The following is a 20,675-nucleotide window of genomic DNA, read 5'->3' on the forward strand; positions in this document are numbered from 1 at the left end:
CAGTCCAACGGACGCGTATGGACGAAGCGCCGGGACTCTCCGACCAGTACCGCACGGCCAGTCCGTGGCCCGTGTTCATCGCGCTCGGAATCCCCATCTCCGAGTTGGGCCTGTTGTTCGACCTGTTTCCCCTCGCCGTCGGCGGACTGCTCCTGTTCGGCGGGAGCGTCGTCGGCATCCTCAAGGAGTCCGGATACGTCACCTCGACGATTCGCGCAGTCACCGCGCTTGCGGTCATCTTCCTCGCGTTCGGTGCGGGGCTCGCGTTCACCGACATCGCCCTCGTGACCCGGGGCTACGCGGTCATCGCCGCCGCGATTCTGCTGGCGGTCGGCGGCGTCGTCTTCGAACTGTTCGTCCGCGAACAGCGACAGACGTTCTGACCGCCGCGGACGCCGCTGACGACCCCGCGGCCGCTCCCACTCGCCCCGACCGGACGAGAAACCAACAATCTATTTGAACGGCGTCCCCGACTGTCCCGATATGGCAACCAAGACGTTCGACAAGGACACCATCCTCGACCTCACGGTCAACATGGTCCCGCTGGCCATCATCCTGTTTTTCGTGGTGGCGTTCACCTTTGTCAATCCGTTTGGGTTCGAATCGCTCACTTCGGGGCTCCAGTACACGCTCCTCATCGCGCCGTTCGTGCTCCTCGCGGCGCTCACCTACCTCTCGGGGAAGGCCATCGCGGGCTCCGAGAAGGAAGGCACCGTCTACGCGCCCGGACAGGCGACGGTCCCCGGCGCGAAGCCGCTTCACGAAGAAGAAGGCGAGGAGGCGGCCGAACTCGAAGAATCGCCGGATGACGACGCCGTCGAGGCCGCGGACGAGACGGCTTAAAGCACCTCGAATCGCAGGGCGGTCCCGAATCTTTCATTACCCTGCACTACTCAGGCACTTCCATGGAGGTTAACGGACAGTTAGCACTGACGGTGCTCATGGGGGTCTTCCTCATCGCCGTCGCCGCGTGGCTCGCGCGGGTCGAAGACTGGCGGTCGTACACCCCGCTCGCGGGCGGAGGCACGGTCGGTGGTACCGCAGAGCAGTACGTCTCGGAGGAGAAACCATCCGGGGTCATCCGTTGGTTGACGACGGTCGACCACAAGGACATCGGGATGCTCTACGGCGCGTACGCGCTCATCGCGTTCGCCGTGGGGGGTCTCATGGTCGTCCTGATGCGGATTGAACTGGCGGACCCGTCGATGACGCTTATCTCGAACACGTTCTACAACTCGTTGCTCACAAGCCACGGGATTACGATGCTGTTCCTGTTCGGGACGCCCATCATCGCCGCGTTCTCGAACTACTTTATCCCGCTTCTCATCGGCGCGGACGACATGGCGTTCCCGCGTATCAACGCCATCGCGTTCTGGCTCCTGCCGCCGGCGGCGCTCCTCATCTGGGCCGGGTTCTTCCCCATCCCGGACGTCATCCCGGCGCAGACGGCTTGGACGATGTACACGCCGCTTTCGGCCGGTGTCGGGTCCGGCAACCAGGTGAACGCCGGCGTCGACCTGATGCTCCTCGGCCTGCACCTCTCGGGTGTCTCGGCCACGATGGGCGCGATCAACTTCATCGCGACCATCTTCACGGAGCGTGACGAGAAGGTGTCGTGGGCGAACCTCGACATCTTCTCGTGGACGATTCTGACCCAGTCCGGACTCATCCTCTTCGCGTTCCCGCTTCTCGGGAGCGCCATCGCGATGCTGCTTCTCGACCGGAACTTCGGCACGATGTTCTTCTCGGTCGACGGCGGCGCGATTCTGTGGCAACACCTGTTTTGGTTCTTCGGCCACCCCGAAGTGTACATCCTCGTGTTGCCCCCGATGGGTATCGTGAGCCTCGTGCTCCCGCGCTTCGCGGGCCGGCGGCTCTTCGGGTTCAAGTTCGTCGTCTACTCCACGCTCGCCATCGGCGTCCTCTCGTTCGGCGTCTGGGCGCACCACATGTTCGCGACGGGTATCGACCCACGGCTCCGCGCCTCGTTCATGGCCGTCTCGCTGGCCATCGCGATACCGAGCGCGGTCAAGACGTTCAACTGGATCACGACGATGTGGAACGGGAAGATTCGCCTCACGACGCCGATGCTGTTCTGTATCGGCTTCGTCTCGAACTTCATCATCGGCGGCGTGACGGGCGTCTTCCTCGCGTCGATTCCGGTGGACCTCGTGCTCCACGACACCTACTACGTCGTCGGGCACTTCCACTACATCGTTATGGGTGCCATCGCCTTCGCCGGCTTCGCCGGGCTCTACTACTGGTTCCCCATCTACACCGGACGGATGTACCAGGTCACGCTCGGTAAGTGGCACTTCTGGCTCTCGATGGTCGGGACGAACCTGACGTTCTTCGCGATGATTCTGCTCGGCTACGGCGGCATGCCGCGTCGCTACGCGACCTACCTGCCGCAGTTCGCGACGCTCCACCAGGTCGCCACGGTCGGCGCGCTCATCCTGCTCGTCGGCCAGATAATCTTCGTCTGGAACTTCGCCCAGTCGTGGCTCGAAGGCCGCGAGGTCGAAGACGGCGACCCGTGGGACCTCGCCGACGACGATCTCACCACCGCCGAGTGGACCTGGTTCGAGCGCAAACTGGAGACGGCCGTCACCGACGGCGGCGAAGACGAGACCGAACTCGCCACCGACGGCGGGCAGGCGGTCGACGACGCGGACGCGGACGCGGACTCCGCTGACGACGCGTAACCGACGCCGCTCGCTCGCGGTGCGGTCGCGATTCATTTTTCGGACGCTGGTCTTCGAGAGCGAACGCGCCCGACGCCGGTGACTGTCCGTCCGCGCCGCCGGCGTCGCGTGGCGCGTGTCGTGGTGTCCGCTCGTCAGCGCCGCCGCTCACGAGTAACGGAGGTCACGGCGAATCGAAGCGGCCGCTGTCAGTGGTGGCGACGCCGAAAAACGGGAGCGCTCAGACGACGAGGAGGATGCCCGTCGCGAACATCAGTATCGCGATGGCCCCGAGCACGAGTCCGAGGATATCGGTATCCGACATACTCGAAGCTTGGTGCGTGCGGTCAAAGGTGCATCGGTACGCGGACGCCGACTCCCCGAGCGACGAGGCGAACGGAAACTCCTAACAGCGTCCGCATCCGACCGCAAACCGTGAGTTCGAACGTCGGCGGTCACCGCTTCGTCCTCGGACTGTACGCCGCCCTCGTCGCCGTCGGTGGGGCCGCGGGCTACCTCACGGGCACCTTCGTCTCAGAGCTCAGCGCGCCCCGGTTCCTCTTTTTGGTGCCGTTCCCGCCGACGCCCCTCGGCTTTGCGGCCTACGGCGCGCTGACTATCGCGCTCGTCCTCGGCGTCCCGCTCGGGCTCGTCGTCTACGTCTCGGCGGGACTCGACGACGACGCCTGATTCAGCATCATCGTTCAGCACAAATACTAAGACCGGTGACCGGGACGTGGTAGTATGTACCACGTGGTAATCGGTATCGATGACGACACGGAGCACGCGCTCGCGTGCGTCGAAGAGGTCGCGAAACTCCCCGGCGAACCCGGCGAAAAGGAGGTGACGCTCATTCACAGCTTCACCGACAACCCGACCGGGGCGTCGGCGACGCAGATTCAGTCGGTGCGGGAGGCGTCCGAGTTCCTCGAAGACCGCGGTGTCGAGTACGACGTCAACGAGTCGTCGGGCGACCCCGCGGAGGTCATCCTCGAATTCGCCGAAGAGGAGGACGCGGACCTCATCGTCACCGCCGGGCGGAAGCGCTCGCCCGCGGGCAAGGCGCTGTTCGGAAGCGTCACGCAGACGGTGATTCTGAACTCTGACCGGCCCGTCATGGTGACGGGCTCGACGAAGCGGAAACGTTAGTACACCCGGTCGACGACGGCCGCGACCTCGTCGGGGGTCTGACGGCCGGACGCTCGTTCTCGCAGTTCGCCGTCACGGACACACAGGAGCGTCGGCGCCGCGTCGACCTCGAATCGCCGACAGAACTCGTCGGCCGCTTCGCCGTCGACGCCCGCGGTCGCGACTCCGTCGGGAACGCGGTCGAGGATGGCGTCGAGGTCCGCTTTCATCGCGTCGCAAGGGTCACAGAAGCGCCGCCACACGAGGACGACGGCGTCCGGGTTCGCGGCGAGGTACGACTCGAAGGAGTCGTCGTCGAGTTCGTCGAGCGCGCTCGGCACCGGCGACGACGAGGTCATCTCGACGAGCAGACCCGCCATGACGAAAAGCAGGTCACGCTCGACCGGCACGTCGAGGAACGACTTCGCCGCGAGATAGGCGACCACGTCGGCTCTGGTGACGTCGAACTCGTCGAGTCGCGCCTCGACGTTCTCGGGCGCGACGCCGAAGAGGTCCGAGACGGTCTGGTGGAACTCTTCGGTAGAGACCGCGCCGTAGATGTCGTGGTAGACGGCGAGCGTCTTCTCGAAGTCCTCCGTGGTCGAGAGCGTCCCGTCGGGCGCTTCGTCGACCGCGCCGGCTTCGATGAGCGTTTCGAGCGCCGTCTCGGGGTCGGCGTCGATGTCGGTTGCGGCCATCGTCAGACCCCCAGATACCGCTCGCGCGTCTCGTCGTCCTCGCGGAGCTCCTCGGCGCTCCCGTCGAAGACGATGCCCCCCTGGTCGATGACGTACGCGCGGTCGGCGAGCTTGATGGCCGCCGCGGCGTTCTGCTCGACGAGGAGGATGGTCGTGCCCGCCTCGCTGATGCGTTCGACCGCGTCCTCCACGTCCTCGATAATCTTCGGCGCGAGCCCCTCGTAGGGCTCGTCGAGGAGGAGCAGGTCCGTGTTCTGCTTCAGGGCGCGCGCGATGGCGAGCATCTGCTGTTCGCCGCCGGAGAGCGTCCCCGCGCGCTGGTCTCGCCGCTCGTCGAGACGGGGGAACTGGTTGTAGACCTCCTCGGTCGACATCCCCTTGTGGCCGAACGACAGCGACCGACCCCACGTGTTCGACTTGTTGTTGACGACCTCCGCGAGGTGGAGGTTCTCGGCGACAGAGAGGTTCGGGAAGATGCGCCGCTCCTCGGGCACCAGCGAGATGCCCCGGACCGACACGTCTTCGGCGGGGACGCCGGTGATGTCGTCGTCCTTGAACCGGATGTTGCCCTTCCGCACGTCGGGCGGCGTCGCGCCGGCGATACACCGGAGCGTGGTGGTCTTGCCCGCGCCGTTGCGGCCGAGGAGCGCGCATATCTCGCCTTCCTCGACGCTCATCGAGAGGTTCCGAATGATGTGGCTCTCGCCGTAGTAGGCGTCGATGGCGTCGATTTCGAGGAGGCTCACAGCTCGACACCTCCGAGGTACGCCTCTTGGACGGCTTCGTTGCCCCGAATCTCGTCGGGGGTGCCCTCGGCGATGATGCCGCCGCGGCTGAGGACGACGATGCGGTCAGAGATGCTGAAGACGATTTCCATGTCGTGTTCGACGAGGACGAACGTGAGCCCGAGGTCGCGTTTGACCTGCTCGATGAGTTCGACCGTCGACTTCGTCTCCTCGGGAGACATGCCGGCGGTCGGTTCGTCCATGAGAAGCAGGTCGGGGTCGCTCGCGAGCGCGATGCCGATTTCGAGGCGGCGCTTGTCGCCGTACGGGAGGTCGGTGGCGACGGTATTCGCGCGGTCCAACAGGCCGACCGAGTCCAGCGTGTCGCGGGCGACGTCGTGGACGTCGGTGAGGCTGTCGCGGTGTTTCAGGAACTCGAAGCCGAACGCGCCGCGTTCGGATGCGAGCGCCGCGATTTCCGCGTTCTCCCGGACGGTCAGGTCGGGGAAGATGGAGGCGGTCTGGAACGACTTCGAGACGCCGCGTTGGACCACCTCGTGCGGTTCGAGGCCGACGATTGACTCGCCTTTGAACCTGATGTCGCCGCTGGTCGGGTCGAGCCGTCGCGTGATGAGGTTGATGAGCGTGGACTTCCCCGCGCCGTTCGGCCCGATGATGGAGACGCGTTCGTCCTCCTCGACGGTGAGATTCACGTCGTCGGTGGCGACGAGGCCGCCGAACTCCTTGACGAGGTTCTCGGTTTCGAGGAGCGTCATCGACCGTCACCCCCGTTTCCGGAGCGCGAGCGGAGTCGCTTCGCCGCCTCCGAACCGAGGTCGACCGCGAGTTCGCGGAGGCGGGTCAGGATGCCCCACAGGCCGTCGGGGACGACCCAGACGACCACGACGAAGACGAGGCCCAAGAGGAGGTGCCAGTAGAACCCGAAGTCCCTGATGAGCACGATATCCGTGAAGGGAATCGTCAGGGCCTGGATAGTGCTGACGATGTTCTCGATGTAGAGGTACAGCCCCACGCCGAGAACCGGCCCGAACATCGAGCCCGCGCCGCCGAGCACCGTCATGACGACGATGTCGCCGGACTCCGTCCAGAACAGCGACTGGAGCGGGACGTACGCCCCGTGGATGGTAAAGAGGCTCCCGGCGACGCCCGCGAACGCCCCCGAGATGATGAACGCCATGAGCTTGTAGCGCCAGACGTTGAGGCCGACGAACTCGGCGCGCTGTTCGTTCTCGCGGATGGCGCGGAACACCATCCCGTACGGCGAGTTGAGGATGCGGTAGGCGGCCGCGACCGCGCCGACGAAGAAGACGCCGACGAAGGCGTACAGCCACGTCCCGAGGAGCATCCCGCCGACAGAGGGCACGTCCGCTTCGAGGTGGATGACGCCGAGGAAACTGCCGACATCGACGCCGGTCAGGCCGTTTTCGCCGTTGGTCAGGAACGCCAGCGGCGACGCGGCCATGTAGTAGAACATCTGGGCGAACGCCAGCGTCAGGATGGAGAAGTAGATGCCGCCGCGGCGAAGCGACAGGAAGCCGAGCACCCACGCGAGTAACACGGCGAAAAGCGTCCCCGAGACGACCATCACGATTGGGTCGCCGCTGACGTTCTTGGCGACGATACCCGCGGCGTACGCCGCGCCGCCCCAGAAGGCGGCGTGGCCGAACGAGAGCAGTCCGGTGTAGCCGAGAAGCAGGTCGAAGCCGATGGCGAAGATGCCCCAGATGAGGATGAGCGTCGCGAGGCTCTGGTAGCCCTGTAGAATCCCCGAGACGACGGGCGCGCGGGCGAAGAGGTACGGGAACACCGCGACGAGGACGGCCGTGATACCGACGACCGTCCCCTCGCGGCCGCGGAGCTTCTCCCAGCGGCCGAAGAGCGAGCCGCCGACGAGCGCGTCCTTCGCGCTCGGGTTGGCGTCTTTTTCGCTCATGGCACAACCTCCTCGTCCCCGAGCAGACCCTGCGGCCGCGCCAGGAGGACGATGGCCGCGATGGCGTACAGGCCGACCTGCGACCACGCGGGCGCGAAGGCGACGAGCGCGGCGGTCGTGAGGCCGAAGACGATGCCGCCGACGACCGCGCCGGCGATGCTTCCGACCCCGCCGATGACGACGGTCAGGAACGCCGGGACGAGGATGTTCGTCCCGATGGTCGGGTTGACGACGTTCAGCGGGCCGCCGACGACGCCCGCCACCCCGGCGAGCGCCGCGCCGATACCGAAGACGACGATGTACGGCCGCGTGATTTTGATGCCGAGGAGTCGGACCATCTCGGCGTCGCGGGTGCCGGCGCGGACGACGAGACCGAAGTCGGTGTACTCGACGAGCAGGTACACGAGCGCCACGAGGACGGCCGTGATGCCGATGACCCAGAGCCGCCACTGCGGGAAGTTACCGACGATGGGCAGTGCAATCGGCCCCGAGACTGGAATGCCGGCGAACGAGCCGACAGAGAGGATTCGCTCGGGCTGTTCGAACGGCAGGCTGTTGCTCCCGAACAGGACGCGGAACAGCTCCTGGACGACGATTGCGAGGCCGAACGTGACGAGAATCTGGTCGGTGTCGGGGCGGTCGTAGAACGCCCGCGCGAGGTACCGCTCCATCAGCAGGCCGACGCCGAAGACGAAAAGCGGCACGAAAAGCAGGGCGGCGAAAAAGCCGATGTCGAGCCCGAAGCTCGAAAAGCCCCACTCCGCCAGCTTCCCGTTCGAAAGCGGCACGTTCAGCGCGACGAACAGCCCCGCGTAGGTGCCGACGAGATACAGCGCGCCGTGCGCGAAGTTGACGAACTTGAGCGTGCCGAGGATGATTGAGAGACCGACCGCCAAGAGGACGTAGATGGCCCCCTGCTGTAGTCCGTTGAGCAGGATGACGAGCACGTCCGACAGGAGGCTCATCGACCACCACCCCTCCACCGGCTATTCGAGGAGTGAACTACCATGGGTATGCTAATCTTACTCATTTACGTGTGCGTGGTTGTCTGCGATTAACTTTCATTAAGATAACGGTGGGAGAGTGGCTACTCGTAGGACCCGAGTTCGCACTCGGCGGCCGGGCCGGCGTCGCACGCGTAGCCGAGGTCGTCGCGGCTGGTGACGTTGACGATGTTGAAGTACGTCCCCTCGCTCTGCTCGGAGGCGGAAAGGCCCTGGACGACCGGCACGTCGCGCTGTGCTTGGTGGTCACAGCCGCGCATCGTCTCCGCGCCCATGCCGATGTTGTCGTACTCGTAGTCTTCGAGCTGTCTGATGACCTCCGGCGGGTAGAACGTCCCCGCGCGCTCGACGGCGGCGGCGTACTGGAGCGTCTGGGCGTACGCCAACTGGGCGGGACCCGAGGGCGTCCGGTCGTACTCGTCGCTGAACGCCTGCGTGAACTCCTGCGACGGCGTGTTGTCTATCTGAGAGTCCCACGCGACGGTGCCGTAGATGCCCTCTATCGCGCCGCCCGCCGCCTCCGCCATCGGGCGGTTGTACAGCGGGACGATGATCTCCATCTCCTCGTCGATACCGGCGTCGATGGCCTGTTGCATGGAGTTCGCGCCGTCGAGCCCGTAGTGGTTCAAGATGAGGACGTCCGCGTCCGAGTTCTGTGCGCCCGAGAGGTACGTCGAGTAGTCGGACGTGCCCAGCGGGGTCGCAACGGAGTCCACCTGCTCCCAGCCGGCGACGTCCGTCATGAACTGCTCCATCGACGCCTGCTGGGTCTGACCCCAGCTGTAGTCGGCGTAGAGCTGGTAGAACTTCAGGTCCTCGCCGTAGGCGTCGCGGACGACCGGCGCGAGCGCCTGTCCCGTCATGTAGGCGTTGAACATCTCCCGGAAGGAGTAGCGGACGCAGTCCGACCCGGTGGTGTCGTTCGAGTGCGTCAGACAGCACATGAACATGACCTTCTCGTTTTGACACAGCCCCTGGACCGCGATGGCGACCGCGGAGGACGACCCGCCCGAAATCATGATGGCGTCGTCGCGCTGAATCATCCCCGAGGCGGACTGCCGCGCCTGGTCCGCGTCCGTGGCCGTGTCGCCGTCCACGTGGTCGATGGTGTAGCCGAGGACGCCGTCGCCGGAGAGGTCGTCGAACTGCGAGTCGACCCAGCCGCCGCCCTCGTTGAGGTGCTTCACCGCGAGCTGATAGGCTCGAAGCTCGTCTTCGCCCTCCGAGGCGTACGGTCCCGACTGCGGGACGTTGAATCCGAACGTGGCCGTGTCGCCCTCGATTGGGAAGTTGCCCAGCGCCGGATACTCGTCACCGCCGTCGCCGCCACCGCCGTCGCCGCCGCCGCCATCGCCACCGTCGCCGCCGTCGTCACCGCCGCCACCGTCGCCGTCACCACCACCAGTACACCCCGCCAGCCCTGCCAAGCCAGCGGTTCCAACAGCACCAGTCGCCTTCAACACGTCTCGTCGATTGAGCGGCTTGCTATCCCGTGCCATAAACACATCGGCGGATACATCGTTAATAATAGTTATGTATTGATTCCCTAATATCCGTATAATCAATCATTATAGAATAGTGTCGTATACGGTACAATATAAGGGGTACATCGAACGGCGACCGCCGACCGACACCCGCAGTGGCCCCTCCGCGTCGCGGGACGTGCCACCGTCGCAAAATACGGGCCGGTGTCGGACTAGCTCGCCGCAGTCGTCCGAGCGGTACGACCGTCGAGAGCGACGAGTCCACCGTGCAGTCCGTCTCGTCTCGAAACACGTCGCACCAGTCTCACCGCGTCAGCGACCGCGCGAGCGGGCCGAACGGCCGGCGGACAACTATCAGAATACTAGATATATATCCCCGGATACCGCCGTTTCAACGCGCTTTCAGCGCGTCGGCTGACCAGTTAATCTCGTGCCGTCGTGAATGTCGGATTTATAACTAACCCGGCAAAGCGCAAATAACGCGTCAGCCACGCCCGTGGCACCACTATGACAAACGACACGAACGACGGATTCAGACCGACGAGACGCTCCGTGCTCCGACTCGGCGCGATGTCGGCGCTCGGCATCGGTATCGGCATCCCCGCGGTTTCCGGCTCCGTAGCCGCGACCATGTGTCCCAAGACGCCCGGCTACTGGGCGAACAACCCGGACTACAGCAGTCCCACCGACAACTGGGCGGTCCTCGGCCCGGATGGCGACACAAACTACACCCTCCGGGGCGTCACCATGACCCACGACGAGTGGCGCGAGTTCCTCGTCGCGCCCACGAAGGGCGACAAGGCGAACATCATGGGGAAACACTACCTCGCCATCGTCCTCAACCTCCGGAACAGACCGGGGGACGACCCGGGCTGTACGAGCGACGGCGCGACCATTCAGTACGGCGACTACGCGGGCTACACCATCGAGGAAGTCAAAGACATGGCCGGCGCGTGGCTCGGTAACTCCGCGTGGTCGAACGGCGGCAAGCAGACGAGTTGGTACGTCAGCGTCGGCGGCGACATGGTCGACGGCGAACCGCTCAAAGACGCCCTCGACGCGTTCAACAACAACCCCGGGTCGCTCGGCCTCGACTGCCCCTGCAACGACCGCTGAACCGCGTCCTCCTCGAAACGAGAGGCCGCGGCCGCGGTTAAGCGCCCGCTATCCGCCGAAACGCGAGCTTAACGCGGTCGTTCCTATCCTTCCCCGACCATCCGCCCTTCGTCTTCCCACTCGCGCTCGCGCAGTTCGTACTTCTGAATCTTCCCGGTCGCGGTCTTCGGGAGTTCGGCGACGAACTCGACTTCCTTCGGCACCTTGTACGTCGCGATGCGCTCCCGACAGAACGCGATGAGCGCCTCGGCGGTGACGCCCGGCGCGTCGGGGTCGCCGCTCGTCGGCACGACGAACGCCTTCGGCGACTCGCCCCACTCGTCGGAGGGTACGGGGATGACCGCCACGTCGGCGACCGCGTCGTGGTCGAACAGCGTGTCCTCCAGTTCGATGCTGGAGATGTTCTCGCCGCCGGAGATGATGATGTCCTTCTTGCGGTCCTGGATGCTGATGAAGCCGTTCTCGTCGACGACCGCGAGGTCGCCCATGTGGTAGTAGCCCTCCAGCCGCGCCGAGAAGGCCTCTTCCGTCTCCTCGGGTTTGTTCCAGTACTTCTCCATCACCTGATTGCCCGCGACGACGATTTCGCCGACGGACTGGTCGTCTCTCGGCACGTCGTCGCCGTCCTCGTCGACGACGCGGACGTCGGTGCCGAGGTAGCCGATGCCCTGTTTCTTCTTCACGCCGAAGCGGTCGTCGCCGTCCGTCAGGTAGCGCCCGGCCTCCGAGGTCGTGATGAGCGGGCCGGTCTCGGTGGCCCCGTAGACGTGCATGAGCCGCCAGCCGAACTCGTCTTCGACGGTCCGAATCGTCGCCTCCGGCGGGGCCGCGCCCGCGGTCGCCGCCCGGACGGGACTCGCGCCCGTCGTCTCGATGCCCCCCTCCTCGCGGTAGTGTTTCATCAGGATGTTCAGCACCGTCGGCGCGGCGCAGAGATACGACACGTCCTCGTCGCGGATGGCGTCCAACACGGCCTCCGCCTCCACCCCGCGGGTGCAGACGTGCTTCGCGCCGTGGCCGGTAATCGCGTAGATGTGGCCCCAGCCGTTGACGTGGAACATCGGGAGCGTCCAGAGGTAGACGTCGTCGTCGGCGATGTCCTGGTGCATCGAGATGAGATAGGCGTGAATCGTCTCGGCGCGGTGGGTACGGCAGACGCCCTTCGGGTCGCCGGTCGTCCCCGACGTGTAGTTGATGGTAACGATGTCGTCTTCGTCCATCTCGGGGCGCTCGTAGTCGGTCGACTCCGCGACCAACTCGTCGAAGTCGAGCCACTCGCCGTCGGTCGATTCTGCGGCCTTCTCCGGGTCGTTCGTGATGAAAATCTCGGTCGGAATCTCGTCGCGGACCTCGTCTATCTTCTCGGCGAAGGCGTAGTCGGCGTAGACGGCCGTCACGTCCGCGTCGTTCAGCATGTACTCGAAGTCGGCCGGGACGAGCCGGTAGTTCAGCGGCATGTGGACGGCCCCCAACTGCATCGACCCGTAGGCGGCTTCGAGGTGGTAGTGCGTGTTGGGGTCGAGCACCGCGACCCGGTCGCCCTTCTCGACGCCGCGGGACTGGAGCGCCGCCGAGAAGCCGTCGGCGCGCTCCCCGAGTTCGTCGTACGTAAAGCGCTCGCCGGTCGTGGCCACGACCGCCTCCTCGTCCCCGTAGTACCGCCGCGCGCGGTCGAGGAACTCCGTCACCAGGAGTGGTTTCTTCATACGCGGTATCCTTCACTAACGTTCAAAATAAATGTGCGGGCCGGTCTCGGTCGAGCCGAGATTGAGAATAATTGCCACACGGGGGCACAATAGCCCACGACTCGCGCCGCGAGATACTATATTACTACACAAACTATGCAGGAAAATACCTTGGTCGTGGGGTTCGTAGCGCGCGTATGGCGCTTTCAGACTACACCGGACGCTCGCCGACGGGCCGGGACGAGACCATCGTCCGCGTCGTTCCCCATCGGCTGTGGCGGCCGGGCGACGAGCGAATCGAACCGTGTACCTACAGCGGCGAGCAGATTCGGCTCTCCGAGAAGCATCTCCTCGCCGTGGTCGAACGCGACGGCGTCCGCGAGCGGCGCTACTTCCGCGACGAGCAGTCGCTGTCGGCGTGGATGAAAGAGAATCCGCGATAGGAGCGGTCCGACGGCGGCGGAAGCGGTGGTTACTCGCCTTCGACCTGCCGCTGAATCGACTCGACGACTTCGGGGTTCCGAAGCGTCGTCGTGTCGCCGAGCTCCTCGCCGTTCGCTATCTCTTCGAGGAGCCGACGCATAATCTTGCCAGACCGCGTCTTCGGCAGTTCGGGCGTGAACACGACCATCTCGGGGCGAGCGATGGGACCGATGGCGTCCTCGACGCCCTCGATGATGCGCGCCCGCATCTCGTCGTCTTCGTCCTGTCCCTCCTCGGTGATGACGTAGGCGTAGACGGCCTCGCCTTTCACCTCGTGGTTGCCGCCGACGACAGCGGCCTCGGCGACGCCCTCGACGCCGACGATGGCCGACTCTATCTCCATCGTCCCGAGGCGGTGGCCCGAGACGTTGATGACGTCGTCGACGCGCCCGAGGATGGTGATGTAGTCGTCGCCGTCGATCTTCGCGCCGTCTTCGGGGAAGTAGACCCAGTCGTCGGGGTCGTCGCTGTCCACGTCGGAGTACTCCTGCCAGTACTCCTGGATGAAGCGCTCGTCGTTCTTGTAGAGCGTCCGGAGCATCCCCGGCCACGGCCTGTTCACGGTGAGATAGCCCGCCCGACCGGCGTCGACCTGCTTCCCGCTCGTGTCGACGATTTGGGCGTCGATGCCCGGGAGCGGCGGCCCGGCGGAGCCGGGTTTCATCTTCTTGACGCCCGGCAGGGTCGTTATCATCATCCCGCCGGTCTCGGTCTGCCACCACGTGTCCACGACCGGACAGTCCTCGTTACCGATGTGCTTGTAGTACCACTTCCACGCGCGCGGGTTGATGGGCTCGCCGACCGTCCCGAGTAGACGGAGGCTCGACAGGTCGTGCTGTTCGGGGAATCGGCTTCCCCACTTCATGAACGCGCGAATCGCCGTCGGCGCGGTGTAGAAGATGTCGACCGCGTACTTCTCGATGATGTCCCACAGGCGGTCGCGGTTGGGGAAGTCGGGCGTCCCCTCGTACATCACCGTCGTCGTCCCGAGCGCCATCGGGCCGTAGACGATGTACGAGTGACCCGTAATCCAGCCGATGTCGGCCGAACACCAGTAGGTGTCTTCCTTCTCGATGTCGAGGACGGCGTGAGAGGTCCACGCGGCGTACGCGAGGTAGCCGCCGGTGGTGTGTTTGACGCCTTTCGGCTGGCCCGTCGTCCCCGAGGTGTACATCAGGAACAGCATGTCCTCGGCGTCGCGCTCGACCGGGTCGATGCGCTCGCCGGCGTGCTCGTCGAGGAGGTCGTCCCAGTCGTGCTGGTTACCCTTGAGGTCGTGACCGAAGCCGTCGTCGCCGAGGCGGTCGACGACGACCGCCGCGTCGACGCCGTGGTCGACGCCGTCGAGGCCTTCGTTGGCCTTGTCGAGGTGGTCGAGCGGGTCGCCGCGGCGGTAGTAGCCGTCGCAAGTGACGAGGAATCGGGAGTCAGCGGAGTTCATCCGGGTCGCCAGCGCGTCGGCGGAGAAGCCGCCGAAGACGACCGAGTGCGGCGCGCCGATGCGGGCGCAGGCCAGCATGGCGATGGGGAGCTCCGGAATCATCGGCATGTAGAGCGTCACCACGTCGTCTTCCTCGACGCCGAGGTCGCGCAGGGCCGCCGCGAACTCGTTGACCTCGCGGTAGAGGTCCTGATAGGTGTAGGTCCGCGTCTCGCCGTGTTCACCCTCCCACTTGATGGCGACGCGGTTCTTGTCGCCGTTTTCGACGTGGCGGTCAACGCAGTTGTACGAGACGTTGAGCTTGCCGCCCGTGAACCACTTGTAAAACGGTGGATTCGAGTCGTCCAGCACCTCGTCGTACTCTTCGTCCCAGTCGAGCATCTCGGCGGCCCGCTCCCAGCAGTCGGGCCAGTTCTCCTCGAACTCGTCGTAAACGGCCGGGTCGGAGACGTTCGCTTGCGCGACGAACTCCTCGGAGGGTTCGAACTCCTCTTGCTCGACCAGCCGTGCCTCCAGTTCGGTGTCTCCGTCTGCCATAGTACGTGTTACCTACACCAATCCTCCATGATAAATCTATGTAGTCACACAGTCCGGACGGACGAGACCGCCCCGGGCGGTCGCCGGGCTGTCGGTCGGTTACGAACCCCCATCGACGCGCGTATTCATCAGCGAAAAGTCATGTCATCCCCAGTGCTTCGGGGGGCTCGTCGCGGCGACGACCCCTCACATCACGCCGATGCTCTCGCGGTAGGTACCGTACTCCTCGGCGAACACGTCCATGATTTCGCCCATCGTGACGTACTCCTTGACGGCGTCGACGAGCACCGGCATGACGTTGTCGCCGTCGCGGACCGTCTCGCGGAGGTCGGAGAGCGCGGCTTCGACCGCCGCGTCGTCGCGGTCGTCCTTGACCGATTCGAGCCGCGCGAGCTGTCGGTCCTGCACCTCGTCTTCGACGTGGAGCAGGTCGGGGCGGGTGTCCCCCTCGGTGTCGTACTTGTTGACGCCGACGACGACCTCCTCGCCGTCTTCGACCCGCGACTGGTACTCGTAGGACGCCTCGCCAATCTCGCGGTGGTAGTAGCCCTCGTCGATGCCGGCGAGGACGCCGTCGCGGACCGAGCCGTCGCCCATCTCTCGAATCTCCTCGATGTAGGCCATCGCCTCGGCCTCGATTTCGTCGGTCAGCGTCTCCACGAAGAAGCTCCCGCCGAGGGGGTCGATGACGTCGGCCGCGCCCGACTCCTCGGCGATTATCTGCTGAGTACGGAGCGCGACGGTGACGGCCTCCTCCGAGGGGAGCGCCAGCGCCTCGTCGAAGCTGTTGGTGTGAAGCGACTGCGTGCCGCCGAGGACGCCCGCGAGCGCCTGAATCGTCACGCGGACGATGTTGTTGAGCGGCTGTTGGGCCGTCAGCGACTGCCCCGCGGTCTGGGTGTGGAACTTCAACTGCGTCGAGCGCTCGTCCCCGGCGTCGTACCACTCCGACATCACGTCGTGGTAGATGCGGCGGGCGGCGCGGAACTTCGCCACCTCCTCGAAGATGGAGTTGTGGGAGTTGAAGAAAAACGACAGTTGCGGGGCGAATTCGTCCACGTCGAGGCCGCGGTCCACCGCGTCTTCGACGTAGGCGAAGCCGTCGGCGAGGGTGAAGGCGAGCTCCTGTACTGCCGTCGACCCGGCCTCGCGGATGTGGTAGCCCGACACCGAGATGGGCCGGATGCGCGGGGTCTCCTCGGCGGCGAACTCGACGGTGTCGGTGACGAGTTTGAGCGACGGCTCCGGCGGGATGACCCACTCCTTCTGCGCGATGAACTCCTTGAGCATGTCGTTCTGGAAGGTGCCGCCGATTCGGTCGCGGGGGACGCCGCGGTTGTCCGCGAGCGCGACGTACATGGCGAAGACGACCGGCGCGGAGGGGTTGATGGTAAAGGAGGTCGTCACCTCGCCGATGTCGATGCCGTCGAACAGCACCTCCATGTCGCGGAGGGTGTCGACCGCGACGCCCTCCTTTCCGACCTCGCCGTCCGAAAGCGGGTCGTCGGAGTCCTTGCCCATGAGCGAGGGCATATCGAACGCCGTCGAGAGGCCGGTCTGGCCGTTCTCGATGAGGTAGTGGAAGCGCTCGTTGGTCTCCGTGGCCGTGCCGAAGCCGGCGAACTGCCGCATGGTCCACGTCCGCCCGCGGAACATCGTGGGATACACCCCGCGCGTGTACGGGGACTCGCCGGGGAAGCCGAGGTCCGACTCGTAGTCGAGGTCGGCCACGTCGGCGGGGGTGTAGAGGTCGCCTACCTCGTGGTTGGAGACGGTGGCGAACCGGTCTTTGCGCTCGCCGCCCTTCTCCACGAACGGGTCGCGGGTCTCCGACTCCCACTCGTCGCGCGCCTCGCGGATAGACGCCAAATCGTCCTCGTCGTACATGTCCCTCAATCCGTATGGATGATGATTAAGGATTCGGGTCGACGAGGACGGTGGGCCCGCGGTCGGTTCGCCACCGGCCACGAGACTTCGACGGGCAGACCATCGCGCATATCATCCCCGGCTCACCTAGCCCTCGCTATGTACGACCGCGCGACAGCCACGGCGCGTCTCGACGCGGCGGCTCAGCCCGCCGCAGGCCCCGAACCCGTCGGAGCCGAGCGCTGACCGATGGCGCTTCTCACGCCCGAGACGACCCGCTGGGTCGCCGCCGCGACGGCGCTCGTGTTCGTCCTCGCCAGCGTCTCCTTCGTCGTCCCCGCGTCCGGGTCCGTCTCGCCGGTCCCCTTCGACGACACGGTCAAGACCGGCGGCACGTCGGTCGACGTTCGCACGGCCGAGGTCGAGGGGTTCGAGGTGCCGCTCGCACAGGTCCACTTCTCGCGGTACCGCTACATCATCGGCTACTACGACGTTCGCACGGCCGCCGCCGACGTGTCCACGCCCGAGAGCGCCCGCCAGTTCGGCGACCCGCTCGCGGTCTTCGTCACCGACTACGCGACCGTCTCGCCCGACCTCGACGGCGACGGCTACCTCCGGACCGAACACAACCGCACCCCCGGCTGGGCGAGGGCGTCCGAGGCGTCGTTCGTCGTCGACTCCGGCGCGCGAGTCCCGTCCGGCCCCATCGCCGTCCCGTTTTCCGACGCCGACGCGGCCCGCTCGTTCGCGGACGCCCACGGCGGCGACGTCGTCGACTGGGCGACGCTCCGCGACCGCGCCGGCGACCCGCTTTCGTCCCGGCTCGCCGCCTTCGAGTCGTCGGTCGCGGCCCACCACGAGTGGGCGAACCGGACCGCCGCCGCGAGCGACGCGCTGTTCGACAGGCCCGTCTCGACCGTCGTCGGCGAGGACGCGCCGACCGTCGGAGCCGCCGTCGAATCGGCCCCCGCGAACACGACGGTCTACGTCCCCGCAGGCACTTACTCGGTCGACGCGGTCGAGCTGAACCGCTCGGTGACGCTCCGCGGTGCCGGGAGCGACACGCGACTCGTCGGCGACGGAAACGGGAGCGTCGTCCACCTCCGCGCCGACCGGAGCGCGGTCGGTGACCTCTCGGTCTCCGGCGTCGGCGAGGTGGGGACGCGACGGGTCCGCGCCGAAAACGAGTCCGTCGACTGGGACACCCGCGTCGAACTCGCCTACGGCCGCGGCGACGCCGGCGTCGTCCTCGACGGCGCGAACGGGTCGGCGGTCCGCGGCGTGAAAATCGACACGCCCGCGAGCGGCGTCATCGCCCGCGAGAGCGCCGACAGCGTCGTCGACGGCGTGACCGTCCGCGGGGCCGACGAGCCCGCCGACGGCTTCATGGGCGTCGTCCTCATCGGCTCGCGGTCGGTCGTGCAGGACTCGACGTTCATCGACGGCCGCGACGGCGTCTACACCCACCGCGCCGACGGGAGCGTCGTCCGCGACAACCGCATGGAAGACGGCCGCTACGGCGTCCACCAGATGTACACCTCCGACGCGCTCGTCGCCGACAACGTCGTCCGCGGGGACCGCATCGGCGTCGTCCTCATGACCCGGCCCGTCGGCAACCTCGTGGTCGGAAACGACGTGCGCGAGTCGGACTTCGGCTTCATGCCCGCCGGGAGCGACACCTACGTCGCGGACAACGTGTTCGCCGACAACGACTACGGCATGGACGTGAGCGGCGACCGACAGGTGTACGTCCGAAACGTCGTCGCCGGAAACGGGGTCGGCGTCCGCGGGAGTTCGACGTTCCCGACGAACGTCGTCGTCCGGAACGACATCGTCGACAACGGCGTGCGCGTCGAGTCGTCGCTCGGCCCGATGCGGACGTGGACCGCCGGCGGCGAGGGCAACTACTGGGGCGACCTCCCGCTCGAAGACGCCGACGACGACGGGGTCTACGACCGGGCGTACCAGCCCTCCGGGGCGGTCGACGCCGAACTCGGCCGCGAACCCGGCGCGCTCGCGCTCTCGGAGTCGCCCGCGATGCGCGCGCTCCGCCGCGCCCGCGACGCGGTGTCCGGCCTCCGCGGGTCCGGCGTGGTCGACGCCGCGCCCCGGACCGAGCCGGTCCAACCGGAGACGCTCGCCAGCCTGAACGCGACGGAGGAGACCGATGACTGACCACGAACCGACGGAGCCAGCGACTGACGAATCCATCACGATGCCGAACCGCGAACCCGCGACGACCGCCGAGACGGCTTCCGACGAATCGACGGGCGAGAACACCGATGCCGACGCCAGCGCGGACCCTCACCCTGAACCAGACCCGAACGCCGAGGGCGACCGGCCGGCCATCGCCGCGGCCGACCTCAGCCACGCCTTCGGCGACGTGGACGTCCTCGACGGCGTCTCACTGTCGGTCGCGTCCGGCGAAATCGTCGCGCTCGTCGGCCCCAACGGGTCGGGGAAGTCCACCCTTCTGCGGTTTCTCGCGCGCGTTCGCGCGCCCGACGAGGGAACCGTCACGGTGGCCTCGACAGATGCCGGCGGACGCGCCCGCGTGGGCTATCTCCCGCAACAGCCCGGCTTCCGCGCCGGCTTCTCCGCGGCCGACGCGCTCGAATTCTACGCGCAGTTCGTCGACGAAGACGTGAACGTGGCCGAGGTGTTGGAGCGCGTCGGCCTCGCGGACGCCGCGGACCGCCGGGTGGGCGCGCTCTCCGGCGGGATGACGCGCCTGCTCGGTCTCGGGCGGGCGCTCGTCGGCGACCCGGCCGTGGTCGTCCTCGACGAGCCGGCGAGCGGCCTCGACCCCGGCATGGTCGAGCGGCTGTTCGACATCGTCTCCGCCCTCGCCGACGCGGGCGTCGCGGTCGTCCTCTCGTCGCACAACCTCGGTCCCGTCGAGCGGACCGCAGACCGCGTGGTCGTCCTCGACGGCGGGCGGTTCGTCGCCGACGACGACCCGCGGGCGGTGGTCGAATCCGTCGGCGCGGCGGACCTCCAGACCGCCTTCGGCGACCTCGTGGCGACCGAGGGGGTGACGGGCAGATGAGCGGCGGCGACCTCGACGGCGTCGGTGACCTGTTCGCCATCGCGGCGCGCGAGCTTCGGACGGTCGTCAGAACGCCGGCGGTCGTCGCGCTCTCGGTCGTCTTCGGGCTGACCGTCGTCGCGGTCGCGGCCGCGGGGTCCGGCGCGCGCGGCGGCTACGTCCCACTGGTGCTCGACTTGCTCCCGTTCGTGGAGGCGCTCGTCCCGCTTCTCGCCGTCGCGCTCTGTTACCGCGCGGTGCTCTCGGACCGCGAGTCGGGCGAACTCGACGTGCTCCGCACCTTCGACGTGTCCCGGTCGGCCTACGTCGGCGGCGTCTACCTCGGCCGCGGACTCGCGCTCGTGTTCGTCGTCTTCGGGTCGCTCCTCGCCGCGGGGGCGACCGTCCCGGTGCTCTCGCCGCCGGACCCGACGTTCCTCGCGCTGAACGAGGCCGCCGACTCGCCGGTCGCGTTCCTCCGCTTTGCCGTCCTCGCGGTGCTTTTCGCCCTCGCGGTCGCGGCCGTCGCGCTCGCCGTCTCGGCCGCCGCGCGGACCGCCCGGCAGGCGATTGCGCTCGCCGTCGGCCTGGTCGTCGCCTTCGTCGTCGGCATCGACGCCGCCGCCATCGCCGGGCTGGCCTCGGGAACCCTCGGTATCGACGCGGTGCCGCTCGCGCTCGCGGCGAGTCCGAACGGGGCGTTCCGGTCGCTCGTCCTCGGCGTCGCCGTCGAGACCGGCGGGGCGGGGTCGCCGACCGCGGCGCTCGCGGGGCTCGTCGGCTGGGTGGTCGTCGCGCTCGCGGTCGCGGTGCTGACGGCGTGGCGACCGGTAGAATAGTGT

The 20,675-nt window shown here is 66.8% G+C and carries 19 protein-coding genes; 10 read left to right on the top strand and 9 right to left on the bottom strand.

All coding sequences use genetic code 11. The features are described from left to right. Positions 1-17: 17 nt before the first annotated feature. The 5 genes from C441_RS10370 (at position 18) to C441_RS10390 (ending at position 3,833) form a co-directional block, all read left to right on the top strand. Positions 18-383 carry a DUF7541 family protein gene (locus tag C441_RS10370; protein WP_007275041.1) on the top strand — a complete coding sequence of 122 codons (366 nt, stop codon included), beginning with the start codon at positions 18-20 and terminating at the stop codon, positions 381-383. 100 nt (positions 384-483) lie between these two features. Then, positions 484-843: a DUF6684 family protein gene (locus C441_RS10375; protein ID WP_007275042.1), complete on the top strand. Its 360-nt coding sequence runs from the start codon at positions 484-486 to the stop codon at positions 841-843. Positions 844-941: 98 nt separating this feature from the next. Further along, complete coding sequence (locus C441_RS10380) at positions 942-2,705, top strand: cbb3-type cytochrome c oxidase subunit I (RefSeq protein WP_007275043.1); 1,764 nt, start codon at positions 942-944, stop codon at positions 2,703-2,705. Between the two features lie 414 nt (positions 2,706-3,119). Further along, positions 3,120-3,374 (top strand): DUF7520 family protein, encoded by a 255-nt coding sequence (locus C441_RS10385; RefSeq protein WP_007275044.1) that lies wholly within the window; start codon positions 3,120-3,122, stop codon positions 3,372-3,374. Between the two features lie 54 nt (positions 3,375-3,428). Beyond that, positions 3,429-3,833 (top strand): universal stress protein, encoded by a 405-nt coding sequence (locus C441_RS10390; RefSeq protein ID WP_007275045.1) that lies wholly within the window; start codon positions 3,429-3,431, stop codon positions 3,831-3,833. Here the strand turns inward: C441_RS10390 and C441_RS10395 are convergent. From C441_RS10395 to C441_RS10420, 6 genes are all read right to left on the bottom strand, one after another. Next, positions 3,830-4,510: a thioredoxin family protein gene (locus C441_RS10395; protein ID WP_007275046.1), complete on the bottom strand. Its 681-nt coding sequence runs from the start codon at positions 4,508-4,510 to the stop codon at positions 3,830-3,832. The genes C441_RS10390 and C441_RS10395 overlap by 4 nt on opposite strands. Before the next feature lie 2 nt (positions 4,511-4,512). Next, on the bottom strand, positions 4,513-5,256 hold the full coding sequence (locus C441_RS10400; RefSeq protein ID WP_007275047.1) for an ABC transporter ATP-binding protein: 744 nt from the start codon (positions 5,254-5,256) through the stop codon (positions 4,513-4,515). After that, a complete protein-coding gene (locus C441_RS10405; RefSeq protein WP_007275048.1) occupies positions 5,253-6,011 on the bottom strand; it encodes an ABC transporter ATP-binding protein in 759 nt (252 codons plus the stop codon). The genes C441_RS10400 and C441_RS10405 overlap by 4 nt, the downstream gene beginning before the upstream one ends. Beyond that, positions 6,008-7,189 carry a branched-chain amino acid ABC transporter permease gene (locus C441_RS10410; protein WP_007275049.1) on the bottom strand — a complete coding sequence of 394 codons (1,182 nt, stop codon included), beginning with the start codon at positions 7,187-7,189 and terminating at the stop codon, positions 6,008-6,010. Before C441_RS10410 ends, C441_RS10405 begins: the two co-directional genes overlap by 4 nt. Beyond that, entirely contained in the window at positions 7,186-8,154 is a 969-nt protein-coding gene (locus tag C441_RS10415; protein WP_049918225.1) for a branched-chain amino acid ABC transporter permease, read from the bottom strand. Before C441_RS10415 ends, C441_RS10410 begins: the two co-directional genes overlap by 4 nt. 122 nt (positions 8,155-8,276) lie before the next feature. Further along, the gene (locus C441_RS10420) at positions 8,277-9,620 is read right to left on the bottom strand and encodes a substrate-binding protein (RefSeq protein WP_007275050.1); all 1,344 of its coding nucleotides are present in this window, start codon (positions 9,618-9,620) and stop codon (positions 8,277-8,279) included. Positions 9,621-10,184: 564 nt separating this feature from the next. Between C441_RS10420 and C441_RS10425 the strand changes: the two genes are divergently transcribed. Further along, positions 10,185-10,793, top strand: coding sequence for a hypothetical protein (locus C441_RS10425; RefSeq protein WP_007275051.1), 609 nt, complete (start codon positions 10,185-10,187; stop codon positions 10,791-10,793). A gap of 83 nt (positions 10,794-10,876) precedes the next feature. Here C441_RS10425 and C441_RS10430 read toward each other — a convergent pair whose 3' ends face one another. Next, complete coding sequence (locus C441_RS10430) at positions 10,877-12,499, bottom strand: long-chain-fatty-acid--CoA ligase (protein WP_007275052.1); 1,623 nt, start codon at positions 12,497-12,499, stop codon at positions 10,877-10,879. 176 nt (positions 12,500-12,675) lie between these two features. On the opposite strand from C441_RS10430, the gene C441_RS10435 reads away from it, so the two are divergent. Continuing rightward, positions 12,676-12,921 (top strand): hypothetical protein, encoded by a 246-nt coding sequence (locus C441_RS10435; protein WP_004971120.1) that lies wholly within the window; start codon positions 12,676-12,678, stop codon positions 12,919-12,921. Positions 12,922-12,950: 29 nt separating this feature from the next. Here C441_RS10435 and acs read toward each other — a convergent pair whose 3' ends face one another. Continuing rightward, positions 12,951-14,939: an acetate--CoA ligase gene (gene acs, locus C441_RS10440; RefSeq protein WP_007275053.1), complete on the bottom strand. Its 1,989-nt coding sequence runs from the start codon at positions 14,937-14,939 to the stop codon at positions 12,951-12,953. Between the two features lie 186 nt (positions 14,940-15,125). Further along, entirely contained in the window at positions 15,126-16,826 is a 1,701-nt protein-coding gene (locus C441_RS10445) for a methylmalonyl-CoA mutase family protein (protein ID WP_007275054.1), read from the bottom strand. A 228-nt stretch (positions 16,827-17,054) separates the two neighbouring features. Here C441_RS10445 and C441_RS10450 point away from each other — a divergent pair, with 228 nt between their 5' ends. The 3 genes from C441_RS10450 to C441_RS10460 are packed head-to-tail and all read left to right on the top strand — an operon-like array spanning position 17,055 to position 20,672. Then, on the top strand, positions 17,055-18,980 hold the full coding sequence (locus C441_RS10450) for a NosD domain-containing protein (RefSeq protein ID WP_007275055.1): 1,926 nt from the start codon (positions 17,055-17,057) through the stop codon (positions 18,978-18,980). Then, on the top strand, positions 18,973-19,854 hold the full coding sequence (locus C441_RS10455; RefSeq protein WP_007275056.1) for an ABC transporter ATP-binding protein: 882 nt from the start codon (positions 18,973-18,975) through the stop codon (positions 19,852-19,854). Before C441_RS10450 ends, C441_RS10455 begins: the two co-directional genes overlap by 8 nt. Beyond that, the gene (locus tag C441_RS10460) at positions 19,851-20,672 is read left to right on the top strand and encodes an ABC transporter permease (protein ID WP_007275057.1); all 822 of its coding nucleotides are present in this window, start codon (positions 19,851-19,853) and stop codon (positions 20,670-20,672) included. The genes C441_RS10455 and C441_RS10460 overlap by 4 nt, the downstream gene beginning before the upstream one ends. The last annotated feature ends 3 nt before the right edge of the window (positions 20,673-20,675 follow it).

Source organism: Haloferax sulfurifontis ATCC BAA-897 (genome assembly GCF_000337835.1).
Classification (GTDB): domain Archaea; phylum Halobacteriota; class Halobacteria; order Halobacteriales; family Haloferacaceae; genus Haloferax; species Haloferax denitrificans.

Coding starts and splice junctions, on each gene's coding strand:
- C441_RS10370 (WP_007275041.1), top strand. CDS start 18: ATGGACGAAGCGCCGGGACTCTCCGACCAGTACCGCACGGCCAGTCCG.
- C441_RS10375 (WP_007275042.1), top strand. CDS start 484: ATGGCAACCAAGACGTTCGACAAGGACACCATCCTCGACCTCACGGTC.
- C441_RS10380 (WP_007275043.1), top strand. CDS start 942: ATGGGGGTCTTCCTCATCGCCGTCGCCGCGTGGCTCGCGCGGGTCGAA.
- C441_RS10390 (WP_007275045.1), top strand. CDS start 3,429: ATGTACCACGTGGTAATCGGTATCGATGACGACACGGAGCACGCGCTC.
- C441_RS10395 (WP_007275046.1), bottom strand. CDS start 4,510: ATGGCCGCAACCGACATCGACGCCGACCCCGAGACGGCGCTCGAAACG.
- C441_RS10405 (WP_007275048.1), bottom strand. CDS start 6,011: ATGACGCTCCTCGAAACCGAGAACCTCGTCAAGGAGTTCGGCGGCCTC.
- C441_RS10410 (WP_007275049.1), bottom strand. CDS start 7,189: ATGAGCGAAAAAGACGCCAACCCGAGCGCGAAGGACGCGCTCGTCGGC.
- C441_RS10415 (WP_049918225.1), bottom strand. CDS start 8,154: ATGAGCCTCCTGTCGGACGTGCTCGTCATCCTGCTCAACGGACTACAG.
- C441_RS10425 (WP_007275051.1), top strand. CDS start 10,185: ATGACAAACGACACGAACGACGGATTCAGACCGACGAGACGCTCCGTG.
- C441_RS10430 (WP_007275052.1), bottom strand. CDS start 12,499: ATGAAGAAACCACTCCTGGTGACGGAGTTCCTCGACCGCGCGCGGCGG.
- C441_RS10435 (WP_004971120.1), top strand. CDS start 12,676: ATGGCGCTTTCAGACTACACCGGACGCTCGCCGACGGGCCGGGACGAG.
- acs (WP_007275053.1), bottom strand. CDS start 14,939: ATGGCAGACGGAGACACCGAACTGGAGGCACGGCTGGTCGAGCAAGAG.
- C441_RS10445 (WP_007275054.1), bottom strand. CDS start 16,826: ATGTACGACGAGGACGATTTGGCGTCTATCCGCGAGGCGCGCGACGAG.
- C441_RS10450 (WP_007275055.1), top strand. CDS start 17,055: ATGGCGCTTCTCACGCCCGAGACGACCCGCTGGGTCGCCGCCGCGACG.
- C441_RS10455 (WP_007275056.1), top strand. CDS start 18,973: ATGACTGACCACGAACCGACGGAGCCAGCGACTGACGAATCCATCACG.
- C441_RS10460 (WP_007275057.1), top strand. CDS start 19,851: ATGAGCGGCGGCGACCTCGACGGCGTCGGTGACCTGTTCGCCATCGCG.